This is a genomic window from Janthinobacterium rivuli (assembly GCF_009208735.1).
Classification (GTDB): Bacteria; Pseudomonadota; Gammaproteobacteria; order Burkholderiales; family Burkholderiaceae_D; genus Janthinobacterium.
Map to the genome: position 1 here is coordinate 360,601 of NZ_WFLJ01000003.1, position 18,409 is coordinate 379,009.

The window sequence follows — 18,409 nt, forward strand, 5'->3', positions numbered from 1 at the left end:
ACATGAACGAAGCCTTTATTTGTGACGCCGTGCGCACGCCCTTTGGCCGCTATGGCGGCGCGCTGTCCAGCGTGCGCGCCGACGACCTGGGCGCGCTGCCGATCGCCGCGCTGATCGCCCGTAACCCGTCCGTCAACTGGTCCGCCATCGACGACGTGTTCTACGGCTGCGCCAACCAGGCCGGCGAAGACAACCGCAACGTGGGCCGCATGGCCGCGCTGCTGGCCGGCTTGCCGGCCGACGTGCCGGCCAATACCATCAACCGCCTGTGCGGCTCCAGCCTGGACGCCGTGGGTCTCGCTGCCCGCTCCATCAAGGCGGGCGAGGCGGAACTGATCATCGCCGGCGGCGTGGAAAGCATGACGCGCGCGCCTTTCGTGATGGGCAAGGCCGACAGCGCCTTTTCGCGCGCGGCGAAGATCGAGGACACGACCCTGGGCTGGCGCTTCGTGAACGGCAAGATGAAAACCCAGTACGGCATCGACACCATGCCGGAAACGGCGGAAAACGTGGCCGTGGAATTTGGCATCAGCCGCGCCGACCAGGATGCTCTGGCCTTGCGCAGCCAGCAGCGCTGGGCAGCCGCCCACGCGGCCGGCGTGTTCGAGCGTGAAATCGTGCCCGTCGCCGTGCCGCAAAAAAAGGGCGAGCCGAAAATGGTGACGACGGATGAACATCCGCGTCCGGACACCTCGATCGAGATGCTGGCGAAACTGAAAGGCGTGGTCAAGGCTGACGGCACGGTCACGGCCGGCAATGCCTCGGGCTTGAACGATGGCGCCTGCGCCATCCTGCTGGCGTCCGCCGCCGCCGTGGATAAATACAAACTGACGCCGCGCGCAAAAGTGCTGGGCATGGCCACGGCAGGACTGGCGCCGCGCATCATGGGTTTTGGCCCGTCTCCCGCGTCGCGCAAGGTGCTGGCGCAAACAGGATTGACCATCGAGCAGATGGATGTCATCGAACTCAATGAAGCGTTCGCCGCGCAGGCCCTGGCCGTCACGCGTGACCTGGGCCTGGCGGACGATGCGGCCCACATGAACCCGAATGGCGGGGCGATCGCCATCGGCCACCCGCTGGGCGCCTCGGGCGCGCGCCTGGTGATGGCCGCATTGAACCAGCTGGAACGCACGGGCGGGCGCTATGCGCTGTGCACCATGTGCATCGGCGTGGGGCAGGGTATCGCCGTCGTCATTGAACGCGTATAAACGAGTAAAAACAAAGTAAAAACAAAAAAGGCGCAGGCTTGTAAAAAAGCGCCAACCATACATTGACCGTAGTGCCAACCTGGTGGAGACCACAATGATTGCCAATATCTTCAAGAAAACCCTGATCGCCGGCGTGCTGGCCATGTCCGCCGCGGGCGCGTATGCGGCCGAGAACATCAAGATCGGTTCCGTGTTGTCCGTCACGGGACCTGCCGCCTTCCTGGGCGACCCTGAACTGAAAACCCTGCAGCTGTATATCGAAAAGATCAACGCGGCCGGCGGCGTCCTGGGGCGCAAGCTGGAACTGGTGCACTACGATGACGGCAGCGACGCGGCCAAGGCCAACGGTTTCACCAAGCGCCTGATCGAGTCGGACAAGGTCGACGTGCTGATCGGCGGCACCACCACCGGCGCGACGATGGCGATGGCGCCGCTGGTGGAGCGCGCCAGCATGCCGTTCATCTCGCTGGCGGGCGCCGTGGTGATCATTGACCCGGTCAAGAAATGGGTCTTCAAGACGCCGCATACGGACCGCATGGCGGCCGAGAAGGTGTTCGAGGACATGAAGAAGCGCGGCATCAGCAAGGTGGGCCTGCTGTCGGAAACGAGCGGCTTCGGCGCCTCGGGCCGCAAGGAGTCGCAGATCGTCGCGTCCAAGTATGGCATCACGCTGGTGGCCGATGAAACCTACGGTCCGAAAGACACGGACATCACGGCGCAGCTCACGCGCATCAAGAACACCGCTGGCGTGCAAGCCGTCTTCGTCTTCGGCCTGGGCCAGGGCCCGGCCGTCGTGACCAAGAACTATGGACAGCTGGGCATGGCCGCGCTGCCGCTGTACCAGTCGCATGGCGTGGCATCGGACGAATACCTGAAATTGTCGGGCAAGGCTGCCGAAGGCGTGCGCCTGCCGACGCCGGCGCTCTTGATCGGCGCCATGCTGCCAGACAGCGACGCGCAGAAGGCCGTCGTCGTCGGCTACGACAAGACGTATAAGGACCGCTACAAGATCGACCCGTCGACCTTTGGCGGCTATGCGCTCGACGCCCTGAACCTGTCGGTGGACGCCATCAAGCGCGCCGGCGGCACGGACCGTGAAAAAGTGCGCACGGCGCTGGAAACGACCAAGGGTTTTGTCGGCACGACCGGTGTCTTCAACATGTCGGCCAAAGACCACATGGGCCTGGACCTGTCGGCGTTCCGCATGGTGGAAGTGAAGAACGGCGAATGGCAATTGTCGAAATAATGTAAGCCGGAAGTACCTGCGCGAGGCCGTCCTTGACGGCGGCCCGCGCATCGCCGAACACAATGGAGACACCATGGAAGTCGCTCAATTTCTACAATTTCTGTATTCCGGGATGACGGTCGGTTCCGCCTACGCGCTGGCGGCGCTGGGCTTTACCATCATCTACAACACCAGCGGCGTGATCAACTTCGCCCAGGGCGAATTCATCATGCTGGGCGGGATGCTGGCCGCCGTGATGTCGGCCGCCGGCGTGCCGCTGCCGCTGGCCATCATCCTGGCCGTCATCGCCACGGGCCTGGTCGGCCTGCTGATGGAAAAGACCGTGATCGAGCCGGCGCAGAACGCGCAGGTCATCACCCTGTTGATCATCACGATCGGCGCCTCGCTGGTGCTACGCGGCCTCGTGCAGATCTGGCTGGGCAAGGATACGCATTCGCTGCCGGCGTTTTCCGGCGATGCGCCGATCGAATTTCTGGGCGCCAGCCTGCTGCCGCAAAGCCTGTGGGTGTTGGGCGTGACGGTCGTCATCGTGCTGGTGCTGGGCTGGTTCTTCGGCCGCACCCTGATGGGCAAGGCCATGCTGGCCACCTCGCACAACAAGCTGGCCGCGCAACTGGTGGGCATCAACACGCGCAAGGTATTGCTGTTCTCGTTCGGCCTGTCGGCCCTGCTGGGCGCGGCGGGCGGCATCCTCGTCGCACCGATCACGTATACCTCGTATGACGCGGGCATCATGCTGGGCCTGAAAGGGTTTGTCGCGGCCGTGTTGGGTGGCCTCGGTGGCGGCGCCGGTGCGATTGCCGGTGGCCTGATCCTCGGCATCGCCGAAGCCATGACGGCCGGCTACATCTCCTCGGCCTACAAGGACGCGGTGCCTTTCGTGCTGATTCTGATGATCCTGTTCTTCCTGCCGCAAGGCTTGTTTGGCGCTAAAAATTCGGAGCGTGTATGACCAACTTTTTTACACGCTCGCGCCACGGCGGCTTGCTGGTGCTGGCTCTCGTGCTGGCCATCCTGCCGCTGTTCCTCAGCAATGCGTTCTACTATGACGTGGTGATCCGCATCGCCCTGAACGCCATCGTCGTCATCGGCCTGAACCTGCTGATGGGCTACACGGGCCAGATCAGCCTGGGCCACGCGGGTTTCTATGGCCTGGGCGCGTATGCGTCGGCCGTGCTGACCACGCACTACAACTGGCCGCCGCTGGCCGCGCTGGCCGCCGGCGCCGTTGCCACGGGCTTGCTGGCGCTGCTGCTGGCGCGTCCCGTCCTGAAGCTCAAAGGCCATACCCTGGCCATGGCGACCCTGGGACTGGGCATCATCATTTCCATCGTCATCAACAACGAGACGCAGTGGACGGGCGGCCCGGACGGCATCGGCGTGTCCGCCTTCAGTGTCGCCGGCCTGGAAATCGCCGGTGAAAAATCGTGGTACCTGGTGTGCGCCGTGCTGCTGTTGCTCGTCACCTGGCTGGCGCTGAACCTGATCGATTCGCCCGTCGGGCGCGCGCTGCAGGCCATCCACGGCTCGGAAGTGGCGGCCCGCGTGGTGGGCGTCGACACGACCCGCTTCAAGGTGCGCGTGTTCGTGCTGTCGGCGGTGATCGCCAGCATCGCGGGCAGCATCAGCGCCCACTACATCGGCTTCATCACGCCCAACCTGGCCGGCTTCTTCCACTCGATCGAGCTGGTGACGATGGTGGTGGTGGGCGGCATGGCGTCGATCTTCGGTTCCATCATCGGCGCGGCCCTGCTGACGGTCCTGCCGCAGCTGCTGTCCAGTTTTGAAGGCTGGGAAACGGTGGTCTTCGGCGTGATCCTGATGGCCACCATGATCTTCATGCCCAAGGGCCTGGTACCGAGCCTGGCCAGCCGTTCGCGCAAGCGGGCCGCCACACCCAAGGCGCCCGTCAAATCCGCGCAGGAGGTGTGACATGCTGACGATCAACAATCTGAGCAAGAGCTTTGGCGGCGTGCACGCGGTGCAGGATGTCAGCTTTACCGTCAAGGAAGGCAATATCCATTCCGTGATCGGGCCGAACGGCGCCGGCAAGACGACGCTGTTCAACCTGATCACGGGCGTGTACACGCCGAGCAAGGGCGAGATTTTGCTCAATGGCGAGAACGTGGCCGCCATGCCGCCCGATGCGCTGGCGCGGCGCGGCATGAGCCGCACCTTCCAGAATCTGCAGGTGTGCATGAACATGACGGCCATCGACAACGTGATGGTGGGCGCGCATTTGCGCCTGAACCAGAACCTGTTCGCCTCCATGCTGCGCCTGCCGTCCGTACGCCGCGCGGATGCCGCTTGCCGCGACGAGGCGGCCGGCCTGATGGAATTCGTTGGCGTGGGCCGGCATATCGATGACGAGGCGGGGCAGATGTCGTATGGCGCCTTGAAACGCCTGGAAATCGCCCGTGCGCTGGCGGCCAAGCCGAAAGTGCTGCTGCTCGATGAACCGGCGGCTGGCCTGAACCACACGGAGACGGGCGAGATCGAAGCGCTGATCCGCAAGGTGGCGCAGTCGGGCGTGACGGTGGTGCTGGTCGAACATGACATGAAACTGGTGATGAATCTGTCGGACCATATCCTGGTGCTCGACTATGGCAAGAAGCTGGCCGAAGGGACCGCCGCCGAAGTGCGCGCGAACCCCGACGTGGTGGCGGCATATCTGGGAGTGGCAGCATGACGATGGAAAAGCCTCAATCACCGCTGGTACTCGATATCAAAGGCTTGACCAGCCATTACGGCCGCATCCAGGCCCTGCACGGCATCGACCTGCAGGTGCGCCAGGGCCAGCTCGTGGCGCTGGTGGGCGCGAATGGCGCCGGCAAGACGACCCTGCTGCGGGCGATTTCCGGCGTGCAGCCGATCAGTGCCGGCAGCATCGTCTTCGCCGGCCAGGACGTGAGCCGCATGAGCGCCGACAGGCGCGTGCGCGCCGGCATCTGCCAGGTACCGGAAGGACGGCAAGTGTTCGGCCCCATGACGGTGGAAGACAATCTGCGCCTGGGCGCCTTCACGCGTCCCGCGCAAGACGTGGCGGGCGACATGGAGCGCATGTACGGCCTGTTCCCCATCCTGAAGGAAAAGCGCCTGTTGCTGGCCGGTACGCTCTCCGGCGGACAGCAGCAGATGCTGGCCATGGCGCGCGCGCTGATGGGCCGCCCGCAACTGCTGCTGCTCGACGAACCGAGCATGGGCCTGGCGCCGCTCCTGATCGCGGAAATCTTCCGCATCGTGGCCGAACTGCGCGACCAGGGCATCACCATCTTCCTCGTCGAGCAGAACGCGCACGCCGCCCTGTCGATCGCCGACGTGGGCTATGTGATCGAGACTGGCGCCATCACGCTGTCCGGTCCCGGCCCTGAATTGCTGCATAACGAGCAGGTACAAAGCGCCTATCTGGGCATGTAAGGGAGTCTGTATGGTCAAGGTCTATGAAATCAACGGCGTCACCCCCGTCGTCCACCCCAGCGCCTATGTGCACCCGTCGGCCGTGCTGATCGGCGACGTGATCGTCGGCCCGCGCTGCTACATCGGTCCGCTGGCCTCGATCCGCGGCGACTTCGGCCGCCTGATCCTGGAAGAAGGCGCGAACCTGCAGGACACCTGCGTCATGCACGGTTTTCCCGGCTGCGACACGGTGGTCGAAGTCGACGGCCATATCGGCCATGGCGCCGTGCTGCATGGCTGCCGCATCGGCCGCAACGCGCTCGTCGGCATGAACGCGGTGGTGATGGATAACGCCATCATCGGCGAGGAATCCATCGTCGCGGCCATGAGCTTCGTCAAGGCGGGCATGATCGTCGCGCCGCGCAGCATGGTGGTGGGCACGCCCGCCAAGATCATCCGCGCGCTGACCGACGATGAAATCAAATGGAAAAGCTCGGGCACGGGCCAGTACCACGAACTGGCCGTGCGCTCCATGCAGACGATGCGCGAAGTGGAAGCCCTGACGGAAGTCGAGGCGAACCGCCAGCGCCTCAATTTTGAATCCGCCTTGCCGCTGCACTTGCACAAGAACGCCGCAGCGCAATAAACAATATGGGCGTAGGTCGGATTAGCGGGGCAGCGCCCCACGTAATCCGACACCACACCAACGTCACCAACACCCTCGTTTTACGGAGAAACCACATGGCTCATATATCCACCCTGCAAAGCCTGATCGCCGGCCGCTGGCTGGGCGAAAGCGCCGCCGTGCCCCTGCACAGCGCCCTGAACAACCGTGTCATCTATCACACGCACGCGGAAAAGATCGACTTCGACGAAGCCGTCACGTATGCGCGCAAGACCGGCGTGCCGGGGCTGATGGCGCTCGACTTCCAGCAGCGCGCCGCGCGCCTGAAGGCGCTGGCCCTGTACCTGGTCGAGCGCAAGGAAGAACTGTATGCGATCTCGCACCTGTCGGGCGCCACGCGCGCCGACAGCTGGGTCGACATCGAAGGCGGCACGGGTACCCTGTTCGCCTACGCCAGCATGGGCAGCAACGAGCTGCCGTCGTCGAACGTGCTGCATGAAGGCCCGGCCATCGCGCTGGGCAAGAAGGGCGGTTTCGCCGGCACGCACATCCTGGTACCGCGCGGCGGCCTGGCCGTGCACATCAACGCCTTCAACTTCCCCATCTGGGGCTTGCTGGAAAAATTCGCGCCCAGCTTCCTGGCGGCCATGCCCTGCATCGCCAAGCCGGCCACGGCGACGAGCTATCTGACGCAGGCCGTCGTGCGCATGATGCATGAATCGGGCTTGCTGCCGGCCGGCAGCCTGCAGCTGGTGATCGGCTCCACGGGCGACTTGCTGGACCGCCTGAACGGCCAGGACTTCGTCACGTTTACGGGATCGGCCGCGACGGCCGCCAAGCTGCGCACGAATCCGAACCTGATCGCCCAGTCAGTGCCTTTCAACGGTGAAGCCGATTCGCTCAACTGCGCCATCCTGGCGCCGGACGTCACGCCCGACGATGTGGAATTCGACCTGTTCGTCAAGGAAGTCGTGCGCGAAATGACGGGCAAGTCGGGCCAGAAGTGCACGGCGATTCGCCGCATCATCGTGCCCGAGCACCTGATGGACGCCGTCGGCACGCGTCTGCGTGAACGCCTGGCCAAGGTGGTGGTGGGCGACCCGTCCATCGAAGGCGTGCGCATGGGTGCGCTGGCCTCGAAAGAGCAGCAGAACGACGTGGCGGAACGGGTCGCCACGCTCTCGCAGGGCAACGAGGTGGTGTTCGGCGCGGCTGACGGTTTCAATCCTCTGGGCGATGGCGCCGTTGACGGCAGCTTCTTCTCGCCGACATTGCTGCTGTGCCGCGACGCCTTCGGCAACGACGCCGTGCATGACGTGGAAGCATTCGGCCCCGTCAGCACCATGATGGGCTACCACGATATCGATGAAGCGCTGGCCCTGGCCGCGCGCGGCAAGGGCAGCCTGGTGAGCACCCTGGTGACGCGCGATCCGAAGATCGCCGCGCGCGTGGTGCCGCAAGTGGCGGCCACGCATGGCCGTGTGCACGTGCTCGAGCGCGTGGCCTCCGTCGATTCGACCGGCCATGGCTCGCCCTTGCCGCAACTGAAGCACGGCGGCCCTGGCCGCGCGGGCGGCGGCGAGGAACTGGGCGGCGTGCGCGCCGTGCGCCACTACCTGCAACGGGCGGCCGTGCAAGGCTCGCCGACCATGCTGGCGGCCATTACCGGCGAGTACGTGCGCGGCGCGGACGTCAACGAAAGCCCGATCCATCCGTTCCGCAAGCACTTCGAAGACTTGAAGACGGGCGACTCGCTGCTCACGCACCGGCGCACCGTCAGCGAAGCGGACATCGTCGCCTTCGGCGGCATCTCGGGCGATTTCTTCTACATGCACTTCGACGAAATCGCGGCCAAGGAATCGCAGTTCGGCAAGCGCATCGCCCATGGCTACTTCGTGCTGTCGGCCGCCGCCGGCCTGTTCGTCTCGCCTGGCGTCGGGCCCGTGCTGGCCAACTATGGCCTGGACAACCTGCGCTTTGTCGCCCCCGTCGCCATCGGCGACACCATCCGCGCGCGCCTGACCTGCAAGCGCAAGGTCGACCGCAACCGCAAGGACGTCTTCGGCGTGGGCCAGGGCGTGGTCGCGTGGGACGTGCAGGTGACCAACCAGAACGAGGAACTGGTGGCCAGCTACGACATCCTGACCCTCGTTTCCAAGCGCGAGTAAGGCACACTGGCAGGACGGATATGACCGGCGCCGCCTGCGATGTTCGCGTGGGCGGCGCCTTTTTTTTGGGAGAGATGCAATGCGCAAGGAAGACGACCAACCCTCCATCGCCGTGCAGGCGCAACTGGCCCTGAGCGCCAGCGATGCCGTGGCGGCCATCGCCAACGGCAGCCTGAATGCGGTCGATTACATGACCACCCTGCTGGCGCAGGCGCGCGCGCGGGCCGGCTTGAACAGCCTGATCACGCTCAACGCGGATGCGGCGCTGGCCGCCGCCGCGCGTGTCGATGCGGCGCGCGCGGCGGGCCAGCCCTTGCCGCGGCTGGCCGGCTTGCCTATCGTAGTCAAGGACAATATCGATACGCGCGGCATGCCGACGACGGCCGGCACGCCGGCCTTGCGCGATTGGTATCCAGCCGCGCATGCGCCCAGCGTGCAGCGGCTGCTTGACGCGGGCGCCATTGTACTGGGCAAGGCGAACATGCATGAGCTGGCGTTTGGCGCCACCAGCACGAATTTTTCCAGCTTCGCCGGGCATGTCAAGAATCCGTATGACGGCGCGCGCATCCCGGGCGGTTCTTCCGGCGGCACGGCGGCAGCCATCGCCGCGCGCATCGCGCCGGCCGGCCTGGGCACGGACACGGGCGGCTCCACGCGCGTGCCGGCCGCCCTGTGCGGCATCGCCGGTTTGCGCCCGTCGGTCGGTGATGGCGGCGCCGAGCGCCGCTACGATTCCAGCGGCACGGTCCCCATCAGCCATACGCGCGACACGGTGGGGCCGATGGCGCGTACGGTGGCCGACCTGGCACTGCTCGACAGCGTGCTGTCCGGCCGGATGTTGCCATCGCCGGAACCGCTGGCGGGCTTGCGTTTCGGCGTGCCCGCCGCTTTCTGGCAGCCGCTCGATGCCGACGTGGCGGCCGTGATGACGCAGGCCCGCGAGACCCTGGCGCGGGCGGGCGTCGTGCTGGTCGATATCGGCATGCAAGACGTGATGGAAGTCAACGGCAAGGTATCGTTCCCGCTGGCGCTGCACGAGCCGCGCCAGGCGATTCCCGCCTACCTGGCCGCTGGCGGCGCGCAGATCACGCTGGACGATATCGCCGCGCAGGTGGCCAGCCCCGACGTACGGCACGCGTTTGGCGCCATCATCGCCGATGCGTTTGGCGCCGCGTATCCCGACGCCTTGCAGGTGCAGCGGCCCCGCCTGCAGGCGCTGTACCGCGACTATTTCGCGCGGCACCGGCTGGACGCGATCTTTTTCCCCACCACGCCCGTGTGCGCCGTGCCCATCGACGGCGTGCATGGCTCGTCGACGATCGCGGTGGCCGGTGGCGCGGCCGGCGACGCGTTCACCACCCTGATCCGCAATACGGACCCGGCCAGCAACGCGGGCATTCCCGGTTTGTCGCTGCCGGCGGGGATCACGGCAACCGGTCTGCCGGTGGGGATGGAGATCGACGGGCCGCTGGGCAGCGACAGCCGGCTGCTGGCCATCGGCCTGTCGCTCGAGGGCCTGTTCGGCACCTTGCCGGCGCCGTCGGCGTGCACTTGACGCGATAGCGAGCGTACTGGCGCGCCAGGCCGGGCGCCAGCGCTTCCTGCCCGCTGAACTATCCACAAGTGCATGAAAAATATAGCGAATGTGTGGTTTTGCGCGGCGTGCTATTTAGATAAACCCCTCTAGAATGCGTGCTTTTTCCTTCAAAATCGGCGAAATTGCGCCTTGCCTCAAGAAAACTTTCCAACGTAAAACCTTTTCTCTGTAGCATGGTTTTACTCACTGGTCACGCCGCCTGGCACGCTCCACGCCGCGCTGGCGGCGCAGAAAAAACGGACCCGGCCTTTTACGGCCGGTGAGCCAACGACCTCGAGCCCAATCCACGTTCACCGCTACGGGTATTTAATTACTATGAATAAACACGTCCTGATTTTCCTGCTGGCCATGCCCCTGGCCATCAGCCATGCCTATGCCGAAGAGGTCACCGGCCCCGCGGTCAAGATCAGCGGTTACGGCAGTGCCGCCCTGACCATGGCCGATACCGACAGCGCGCAGTTCGCGCGCCCGAATCAGGCCGCCGGCGCCGGCCGCACCGCCCGCACCGGCATCGATTCCAACCTGGGCCTGCAGGCCAATGTCACCGTCAACCCGTGGCTGTCGGCCACCGTGCAGGGACTGGCGCGCAAGGATGGCGAGGATGATGTTGGCGCCGAACTGGCGTGGGCCTTTGCCAAGGCCAAGGTATCGGACAGCTTCAGCGTACGCGTCGGCCGCATGGGTTTGCCCGTCTTCATGATTTCCGATTACCGCAACGTCGGCTACGCCAACACCATGCTGCGCCCGCCCGGCGAAATGTATTCGCAGGTGCCCCTCAACAGCATCGACGGCATCGACGGCACCTACCAGTTCAGCGCGGGCGACACCGGCATCACCACGCAACTGGCGCTGGGCCGCACCAAGGCCACCCTGGCCACGGGTCCCGCTTCGACCGTGCAGGTGGAAGGCAAGTCCATCGTCGGCCTCAACGTGGTGGCCGAACATGGTCCCGTCACCGTGCGTTTCGGCCGGGCCGAGACCAGGCTGACGATCAACGATTCGCCCAGCCTGAATACCTTGATGGGCAGCTTGCGCGCGGCCGGCGGCGGCTACAGGATCGGCCAGCTGGGCGAGCTGGCCGATGCGCTGGAAGTGAAGGACAAGAAGGCGTCGTTCACGTCCGTGGGCCTGGGCCTGGACTGGAACAATGTGCTGCTGCAGTCCGAATATGCGCAGCGCAAGACGGACAGCTACGTCAGCGACAGCACCTCGTGGTACGTGATGGGCGGCTACCGCATCGGCGCCTTCCTGCCCTATTACAGCCACGCCAGCCTGAAGGCCGATGGCCGCGTGAACAACACCGTGCCGGCTGCCTGCCCGGCCGGTTATCCGGCCGCCTGCACGCCGACCCTGCGCGCGCTGTCGGCCGGCGTCGAGACCCTGGCCACCATGCGCAACCAGCTGGAGCAATCGACGGACAGCATCGGCGTGCGCTGGGATTTCCACCGTTCGGCCGCGCTGAAAGTGCAGATCGACCGCATCATGCCGAAGAATGGCCCGGGCCTGTTCGTGCAAGCCAAGCCAGGCTTCCATGGCCCCGTCACGGTGGCCGCGGTCTCCATCGATTTCGTTTTCTAAGGAGCGCCGCATGAAACCATTGATCTTGAATGTGGCTGCCTTGCTGGCGTTGTCGAGCGCTGTTCCCGCCATGGCCGAAGTGGTCGTGGTGGTCAATCCGAAGAGCGCCGCCGGCGCCATGACGAACGAACAGGTGGCGCAATTTTTTCTCGGTAAATCGACGGCCATGACGCCGATCGACCAGCCGGAAAGTGCTCCCGTGCGCGCCGAGTTCTACAAGAAAGTGGCGGACAAGGAGCCATCGCAAGCGAAGGCCCTGTGGTCCAAGCTGGTCTTTACGGGCAAGGCGACCTTGCCGAAGGAAGTGGCCAATAGCGCCGACGTGAAGAAGGCCGTCGCGGCCGATCCGAAAGCCATTGGCTATATCGAAAAGAGTGCCGTCGACGGTACCGTCAAAGTGGTGCTGACGGCGCCATAAAGCCGGTTCGGGCCGCGCGCCATGCGGCGGCCCGATACATCATCCACATCAGGAGACAGCAATGAGCATCAAACGCAAGATATGGGCGCTGCCCGTCGTCTCGGCCGTGATTTTCGGTCTGGGGCTGGCCGTCAGCGCCTATCTGTCCACGGCCACGCTCAATTCCATTCACGCCACCGAAAGCGCCGATTACCCGGTGCTCGACATGGCCAAGTCGCTGACCCTGGACGTGGCCGCCGTCGGCGACGCCCTGCGCGATGCCGTCAGCGAAGGCGACAAGGAGCGTATCGGGCAAGTCGGCGGCCAGGCCGTCAAGCTGCGCGAAAAACTGGTCGCCTTCGCGGCGATCCCCGGCCAGAGCGAGCAGGGCGCGCGCCTGGCCAGGGAATTCGATGCCTATTATGCGCCGGCGCTGAGCGCGGCGCGCATCATGCTGGAAATGGAAGAGGGCGACCCGCAAGCGACCGTGGCGCGCATGCAGGGCGCGCTGGCGGTGCTCAACACGGACCTGGCAAAGACCAATGAGCAGGCGCAAGCGCAGTTCAAGCAGGGCATCGAACGCAGCGCGGCCAACGTGCGCAATGCGCTCAATACCAGCATCGCCGTGGCGCTGGCCGTCATCGTCTGCCTGGTGGCCGTGTCGCATTTCGTCGTGCGCGCCATCTGGCAGCAGCTGGGCGGCGAACCCGAATATGCGCGCCAGATCGCGCGCGCCGTGGCCGATGGCGACCTCTCGATGGAGATCGCCACCGAGGCGGGAGACCAGGCCAGCCTGCTGGCGGCGCTGAAGGACATGCGCGCCAAGCTCGGTGGCATGGTCTCCGATATCAAGGCGTCGGCCGAAACCATCCAGGTGGCCAGCGCGGAAATCGCCCAGGGCAATGCGGACCTGGCCGCGCGCACGGAATCGCAGGCGGGCAGCCTGGACCAGACGGCGCGCAGCATGGACAGCCTGACCTCCACCGTGCGCGACAACGCCGCCAACGCGGGCCAGGCGCATGAACTGGTGCTGTCGGCCTCCTCGGTTGCCGTGAAGGGCGGGCAGGTGGTCAGCCAGGTGGTCACCACCATGGGCGAGATCAACGATTCATCCAGACGCATCGTCGATATCATCGGCGTCATCGACGGCATCGCCTTCCAGACGAACATCCTGGCCTTGAATGCGGCCGTGGAAGCGGCGCGCGCGGGCGAGCAGGGACGCGGTTTTGCCGTGGTGGCATCCGAAGTGCGCAACCTGGCGCAGCGCAGCGCGGCAGCGGCGCGCGAAATCAAGCAATTGATCGGCGATTCGGTGGACAAGGTGAATGTCGGCTCGAAGCTGGTCGACGAGGCGGGGCTGACCATGGGCCAGATCGTCGATTCCGTGAAAAAGGTGGCCGACATCATGGCCGAGATCAGCTCCGCCAGCCAGGCGCAAAGCGCCGGCATCGGCGACATCGGCGTGGCCATCGGCAGCATGGATCAAATGACGCAGCAAAATTCCGCGCTGGTGGAAGAGGCATCGGCGGCGGCCGAATCGCTGCAGGAACAGGCCGTGCAACTGGGCACGGCGCTGGCCGTGTTCAAGCTGGCGCAGGGCAGTCTGGCGCCTATCGCCGCCGTGCCGGCGGAACGGCGGCTGGCGTTGGCGAAAGCGGCTTAGGCCTGCAGCCCGAACGGATCATCGATGCTGTGCGCCGGCTGCGTGAACCAGCGCGGCCCGTTTTCCGTCATGTAGAAATGGTCTTCGTGGCGGATGCCGAATTCGCCGGGAATGCAGATCATCGGCTCGTTCGAGAAGCACATGCCCACGTCGAGCGGCGTCGTGTCGTTGCCCACCAGGTAAGGCCATTCGTGGATATCGAGGCCGATGCCGTGGCCCGTGCGGTGCGGCAGTCCCGGCAGCTTGTAGCCGGGGCCGTAGCCGTCCGCTTCCAGGGATACGCGCGCGGCGCGGTCCACGTCGCCGCAGGGCACGCCCAGCCGCGCGGCGGCGAAGGCGGCTGCCTGCGCGGCTTTTTCGCTGTTCCACACGCTGCGCTGGCGTTCGCTGATGGCGCCAAACACATAGGTGCGCGTGATGTCCGAGATGTAGTTCATCACCTGGCAGCCCGTGTCGATCAGCACCGTGTCGCCCGCCTTCAAGGTTTGCACGTAATTGACGCCATGCGGGTAGGCCGTCGCTTCGCCGAACAGCACGATGCAGAAATACGAGCGGGGCGCGCCCACCTTGCGGTGCGCGCGCTGGATGAATTCCTCCACTTCCACCGTCGTGATGCCTTCATACAGCATGCTGGCCGTGGCCACATGCACGGCCAGGGTCATGTCCATCACGCGCTGCATCAGGGCGATTTCCGCCGCCGACTTGCGGCTGCGGCAGTACGCCGTGACGGCGCGCGCGTTTTCCAGCGCGTAGCCGGCGGCCAGCGGCCGGATGCCGTCGTAGATGAAGAAGGCGGCGCTTTCGCAGATGCCCACGCGCGGCGGCTGATGCGCGTCCTGGGCGATTCCCATGCGCGCCAATACGTCGACGAACAGCTGGTACGGGCTTTCATGCTCTTCCCAGCAATTGACACGGCCTTCGATGAGCATGAAGCCTTGCAGGGTGCTTTCCTCGAAGGCGGGGGCGATGTATTCGATGTCGCCGCTGGCCGGCAGGATGGCGCCCACCATGCGTTCGCTGGCATACCATTTGGTGCCCGTGAAATAGGTGAGGTTGGCGCCCGCGTTCAGATAGATGGCAGCGATGCCTTGCTCGCGCATGAATGCTTGCGCCCTGGCGATGCGTTGCGCATGTTCGTCCTTGCCGATGGCGGCCATGCCGCCCGTCATGTCCGACAGCGATGCCAATGCCTGTTCGATGGAAGTGCCACCTATGCTCATGCCTGCTCCTTTGCTCGATGCTGAATATGGAATGCGGGCATGATATCAGTTCGCGCCTTTCGGCTTGAGTCCCGGTGCGCCGCCGGCGGCATCGGGCGGCGCCAGCACCAGGTCGTGCGGATAGGTGAAGTGCCAGTCCGCGTAGCGCTGCTTGCGGCGCAGGCTGGTGTCTTCGTCGAGAAAATTGTCCTGCTTGATGGGGATCTGCGGCGACAGCGAATGGATGCCGACGATGCGTCCCTCCTGCCGCAGCAGGCCCCACTCCGCCTTGCCCGTGACGGGGTCCGCATACAGGCGGCGCAAGTGCCGTCGGGCGTTGGCAAAGCGCGGGTCGCGCAGCAGTTCCTGCAAGGTCAAGGGATAGCGGGGTCGCCCGTCGCCCGGCGTGCTGTCGTAGTAGCGGCCCAGCGCATTGCGGAATTCATGGCCGATGAACAGCAACTCGCGCTCTTTTTCGCGCCGCGCGGCCGTGGCATGCAATTCGCTGGCCAGCACCAGTCCCACGCCCATGAAGGCCACCAGCATCAGGGTCCAGATATACGCGAAGCCCCGTGCGCGGCGCCGGAAACTAGAGCTGCTCAAAGGGGATGCCCTCGCGCGTCTTGCCCTTGGCGCCGCTGCGCACGTCGGCCACGCCGCTAATTTCGCCATTGGGCGAAGGGATCAGCTGCCAGGTGGCGGACGACTCCGTGACGGGGTCCAGCGGCACGCTGCGGAAGTAGTGGTGGGTCACCAGGTCGGCCAGCGCGGCCGGATACTCGCCCTTGTCGGCATAGTATTTATCGAGGCCGCTCCTGAGCACCTGCAGGTTTTCCTTCAGGGCGACTTCCTTCGATTTTTCCACCGAGCCGAAATAGCGGGGAATGGCAATCGTCAGCAGCAGCGAGATGATGGCCAGCACCACCAGCAGTTCGACCAGGGTAAAGCCGCGCCGCGGGCCAGTTGTCTGCATGGCGATCACCATTCCTTGAGCGGCACGCCGTTCAGGCCCACCTTGGTCGAGCGCGAGGCGACGTCGAACACGTCTTCGCCCTCGCTGGGATTGTCGGGCGGCGAAGCGTAGGCGCGCTTGCTCCAGCTGTCGGCCGCGCTGCCGTCTTCCCTGGGTTGGAACGGGTCGCGCGGCAGGCGGCGCAAGAAATAGATGTTCTGCTTCGAGGGGCTGCGCTGGTCGGGCACGCCCTCGACCAGTTCCTCGAGCTTTTTCGGATAGCCGGAAGCACCCAGCGACAGCTTGATGCGGCCATTGTCCGAGGCACGCTTGTAGGAGTCGATCGCTTCGCGCATCTCGATCAGGGCGCTGCGCAATTGCTGTTCCTTCGCCCGTTGCAGGGCTACCTGCGCCATCGGCACGGCCACCGTGGCCAGGGTCGCCATGATGGCCAGGGTGATCATCAGTTCGATGAAGGTAAAGCCTTGTTGCTTCATTGGCCACCTTTGCCTGACTTGTCGCCGGCCGCCGGCGCCTCGTCGCCGCCCGTCATGGGCGAGCCGCTGCGCGGTGCGGCTTGCTCGGGCGCGGCGATGGCCTCGGGGCTGCCGCCGACGCTGGCGCGGCCGCCCACGGACGCCTCGGTACCCGAGTTGAATTCTGCCGTCATCAGGTCCGGGCGGCGGATGCTGCGCAACAGGCGCGGCGTTATCGACAGCACGATCTCGCTGCGCATGGCGTCGTCCTTCTGGCTGCCGAACAGGCGGTTCAGCACGGGCAGTTCGCCCACGCCGGGCACCTTGTTGGCCGTGCCCCGGTCTTCGTCGCTGATCAGGCCTGCCAGCACCTGCGTCTCGCCATCTTTCAAACGCAACACGGTCGAGGCGCTGCGCGTGCCGATCTGGTATGCCTGCGTGCCCGTCTTGCTGATCACTTCCTTCACCACGTTCGACACTTCCAGGTTGATCTTGATGGCCACCTCGTCGTCCAGGTAGACGTTCGGTTCCACGTCGAGCTTCAGGCCCACGTCGATGTAGTTGACGCTGTCGGAACTGACGCCGTTGTTCGTCGTGACGGTGATGACGGGCACGCGGTCGCCGATCAGGATCTTGGCCTTTTCCTTGTTGCGCACGCGGATGCGTGGGTTGGCGAGGATATTGCTGTCGCTATCGGTCTTGTTGGCGTTCAGGGTGACGCCGCCGATACCCAGGTTGATGTTGTCGCCATTGATGCGGCGCAGGTCGGCCACTTTCAGGCCGCCCAGGCCATTGGCGGCGGCACCGGCCAGGGTCAGGCTGGCCTGGTCCGGCCAGCGTATGCCCAGCTCCATCAGGCGCGTGCGCTTCACTTCCAGCACCTCGACTTCCAGCATCACTTCCGGGTCGGCCAGGTCCTGCACATTGATGATGCGTTCGGCCATGCGCACCATTTCCGGCGTATCGCGCAGCATGATGATGCCCAGGCGCTCGTCGGTGACGACGTCCTTGGCCTTGAGCAGGGTCTTGATGGAAAACGCCACCGTCTTGACGTCCGCATTGGCGAGGAAGAAGGTGCGCACCACGAGCTGCTGGTAATCCTTCACCTTTTGCGGCGTGTTCGGGTAGATCGTGATCGACTTGTCGCTGGTGACGCTTTGCTCGAGCTGGTTGGCGCCCAGCAGCATGGCGATGGCTTCCTCGATGCTGGTGTCGCGCACGGAAATGGTGGCGCGCAGGGCCGGGTCGACTTCCTTGTCGAAGACGAAGTTCAGGCCCGACACCTTGCTGATGAAGTCAAACACGGAGCGCAGCGGCGCATCGCGAAATTCCAGCGTCACGGGTTTGCGGTAGGCGGCCGCCAGCTTGCCGCCGGCCGGCCGGGCGCTGGCCTGCGCGTCGCCGATGCGGCTTTTCAGGGCCAGCGCCTCGCGCTGCGCGGGGCGTTCCTGCAGCACCTGGCGCAAGGCTTCCTGCGCCTGCGCGATATTCGCTTCGCCACCGCGCTGGTAGCTGGCCTGCGCTTCCTGCACCAGCTTGCTGTGCCGTTCCTCCTGCGCTACGCCGGCCATGCCCCGCTGCGCCACGTCGTTGCTGGCGTCCAACGCCAGCGCCTGCTGGTACAGCGCTTGCGCTTCGGGCAGCTTGCCCTGCTGGCGTAGCGCTTCCGCAGCGCCATTCAGCTTGTTCAGCGCGCGCATCCTGCCGTTGGTGACGGCGATGCGGTACTTGGCGTTGGTCGGTTCGGCCTGCGCCGCCTGTTCCAGCAGGGCCAGGCCCTGTTCCGTGCGGCCGGCGCCCAGCATGGCCTGGCCATCGTTGTAGGCCTGGTTGCCGGCGCAGGCGGCCAGCAGGGACAGCATCGGCAGCAGGGCGATGACAGTGCGTGACATACGTGCGGCGCG

17 protein-coding genes are annotated in these 18,409 nt (G+C 65.3%); 12 read left to right on the forward strand and 5 right to left on the reverse strand.

From position 1 onward, the window contains the following. The first annotated feature begins 2 nt into the window (after positions 1 to 2). From pcaF to GCN78_RS06035, 12 genes are all read left to right on the forward strand, one after another. Positions 3 to 1,208: a 3-oxoadipyl-CoA thiolase gene (pcaF, locus tag GCN78_RS05980; protein WP_152250859.1), complete on the forward strand. Its 1,206-nt coding sequence runs from the start codon at positions 3 to 5 to the stop codon at positions 1,206 to 1,208. Between the two features lie 94 nt (positions 1,209 to 1,302). Then, a complete protein-coding gene (locus tag GCN78_RS05985) occupies positions 1,303 to 2,454 on the forward strand; it encodes an ABC transporter substrate-binding protein (protein WP_152250860.1) in 1,152 nt (383 codons plus the stop codon). Between the two features lie 73 nt (positions 2,455 to 2,527). Next, a complete protein-coding gene (locus tag GCN78_RS05990) occupies positions 2,528 to 3,406 on the forward strand; it encodes a branched-chain amino acid ABC transporter permease (protein WP_152250861.1) in 879 nt (292 codons plus the stop codon). After that, complete coding sequence (locus GCN78_RS05995; protein ID WP_152250862.1) at positions 3,403 to 4,386, forward strand: branched-chain amino acid ABC transporter permease; 984 nt, start codon at positions 3,403 to 3,405, stop codon at positions 4,384 to 4,386. Before GCN78_RS05990 ends, GCN78_RS05995 begins: the two co-directional genes overlap by 4 nt. Position 4,387: 1 nt before the next feature. Continuing rightward, on the forward strand, positions 4,388 to 5,143 hold the full coding sequence (locus tag GCN78_RS06000) for an ABC transporter ATP-binding protein (protein ID WP_070254576.1): 756 nt from the start codon (positions 4,388 to 4,390) through the stop codon (positions 5,141 to 5,143). Continuing rightward, positions 5,140 to 5,871: an ABC transporter ATP-binding protein gene (locus GCN78_RS06005; RefSeq protein ID WP_152250863.1), complete on the forward strand. Its 732-nt coding sequence runs from the start codon at positions 5,140 to 5,142 to the stop codon at positions 5,869 to 5,871. Before GCN78_RS06000 ends, GCN78_RS06005 begins: the two co-directional genes overlap by 4 nt. 10 nt (positions 5,872 to 5,881) lie before the next feature. Beyond that, on the forward strand, positions 5,882 to 6,496 hold the full coding sequence (paaY, locus tag GCN78_RS06010; RefSeq protein ID WP_077408581.1) for a phenylacetic acid degradation protein PaaY: 615 nt from the start codon (positions 5,882 to 5,884) through the stop codon (positions 6,494 to 6,496). Between the two features lie 95 nt (positions 6,497 to 6,591). Beyond that, positions 6,592 to 8,643, forward strand: a complete 2,052-nt coding sequence (gene paaZ, locus GCN78_RS06015; protein WP_152250864.1) for a phenylacetic acid degradation bifunctional protein PaaZ — start codon at positions 6,592 to 6,594, stop codon at positions 8,641 to 8,643. 79 nt (positions 8,644 to 8,722) lie between these two features. Then, entirely contained in the window at positions 8,723 to 10,198 is a 1,476-nt protein-coding gene (iaaH, locus tag GCN78_RS06020; protein ID WP_152250865.1) for an indoleacetamide hydrolase, read from the forward strand. A 357-nt stretch (positions 10,199 to 10,555) separates the two neighbouring features. Next, entirely contained in the window at positions 10,556 to 11,818 is a 1,263-nt protein-coding gene (locus tag GCN78_RS06025) for a hypothetical protein (protein WP_152250866.1), read from the forward strand. A gap of 10 nt (positions 11,819 to 11,828) precedes the next feature. Further along, positions 11,829 to 12,236, forward strand: coding sequence for a type 2 periplasmic-binding domain-containing protein (locus GCN78_RS06030; RefSeq protein WP_152250867.1), 408 nt, complete (start codon positions 11,829 to 11,831; stop codon positions 12,234 to 12,236). A 61-nt stretch (positions 12,237 to 12,297) separates the two neighbouring features. Next, entirely contained in the window at positions 12,298 to 13,878 is a 1,581-nt protein-coding gene (locus tag GCN78_RS06035) for a methyl-accepting chemotaxis protein (protein WP_152250868.1), read from the forward strand. On the opposite strand, the gene GCN78_RS06040 is transcribed toward GCN78_RS06035, so the two are convergent. Genes GCN78_RS06040 through GCN78_RS06060 form a run of 5 tightly spaced genes read right to left on the reverse strand, consistent with a single transcriptional unit; the run spans position 13,875 to position 18,397 of the window. Continuing rightward, positions 13,875 to 15,098, reverse strand: a complete 1,224-nt coding sequence (locus GCN78_RS06040; RefSeq protein ID WP_152250869.1) for a M24 family metallopeptidase — start codon at positions 15,096 to 15,098, stop codon at positions 13,875 to 13,877. The genes GCN78_RS06035 and GCN78_RS06040 overlap by 4 nt on opposite strands. Before the next feature lie 45 nt (positions 15,099 to 15,143). Beyond that, positions 15,144 to 15,680 carry a type II secretion system protein gene (locus tag GCN78_RS06045; protein ID WP_226939491.1) on the reverse strand — a complete coding sequence of 179 codons (537 nt, stop codon included), beginning with the start codon at positions 15,678 to 15,680 and terminating at the stop codon, positions 15,144 to 15,146. After that, positions 15,667 to 16,050: a type IV pilin protein gene (locus GCN78_RS06050; protein WP_226939492.1), complete on the reverse strand. Its 384-nt coding sequence runs from the start codon at positions 16,048 to 16,050 to the stop codon at positions 15,667 to 15,669. The genes GCN78_RS06045 and GCN78_RS06050 overlap by 14 nt, the downstream gene beginning before the upstream one ends. A 5-nt stretch (positions 16,051 to 16,055) precedes the next feature. Next, positions 16,056 to 16,526 carry a type II secretion system protein gene (locus tag GCN78_RS06055; protein ID WP_152250871.1) on the reverse strand — a complete coding sequence of 157 codons (471 nt, stop codon included), beginning with the start codon at positions 16,524 to 16,526 and terminating at the stop codon, positions 16,056 to 16,058. After that, positions 16,523 to 18,397: a secretin and TonB N-terminal domain-containing protein gene (locus tag GCN78_RS06060; RefSeq protein WP_152250872.1), complete on the reverse strand. Its 1,875-nt coding sequence runs from the start codon at positions 18,395 to 18,397 to the stop codon at positions 16,523 to 16,525. The genes GCN78_RS06055 and GCN78_RS06060 overlap by 4 nt, the downstream gene beginning before the upstream one ends. Positions 18,398 to 18,409 lie beyond the last annotated feature (12 nt).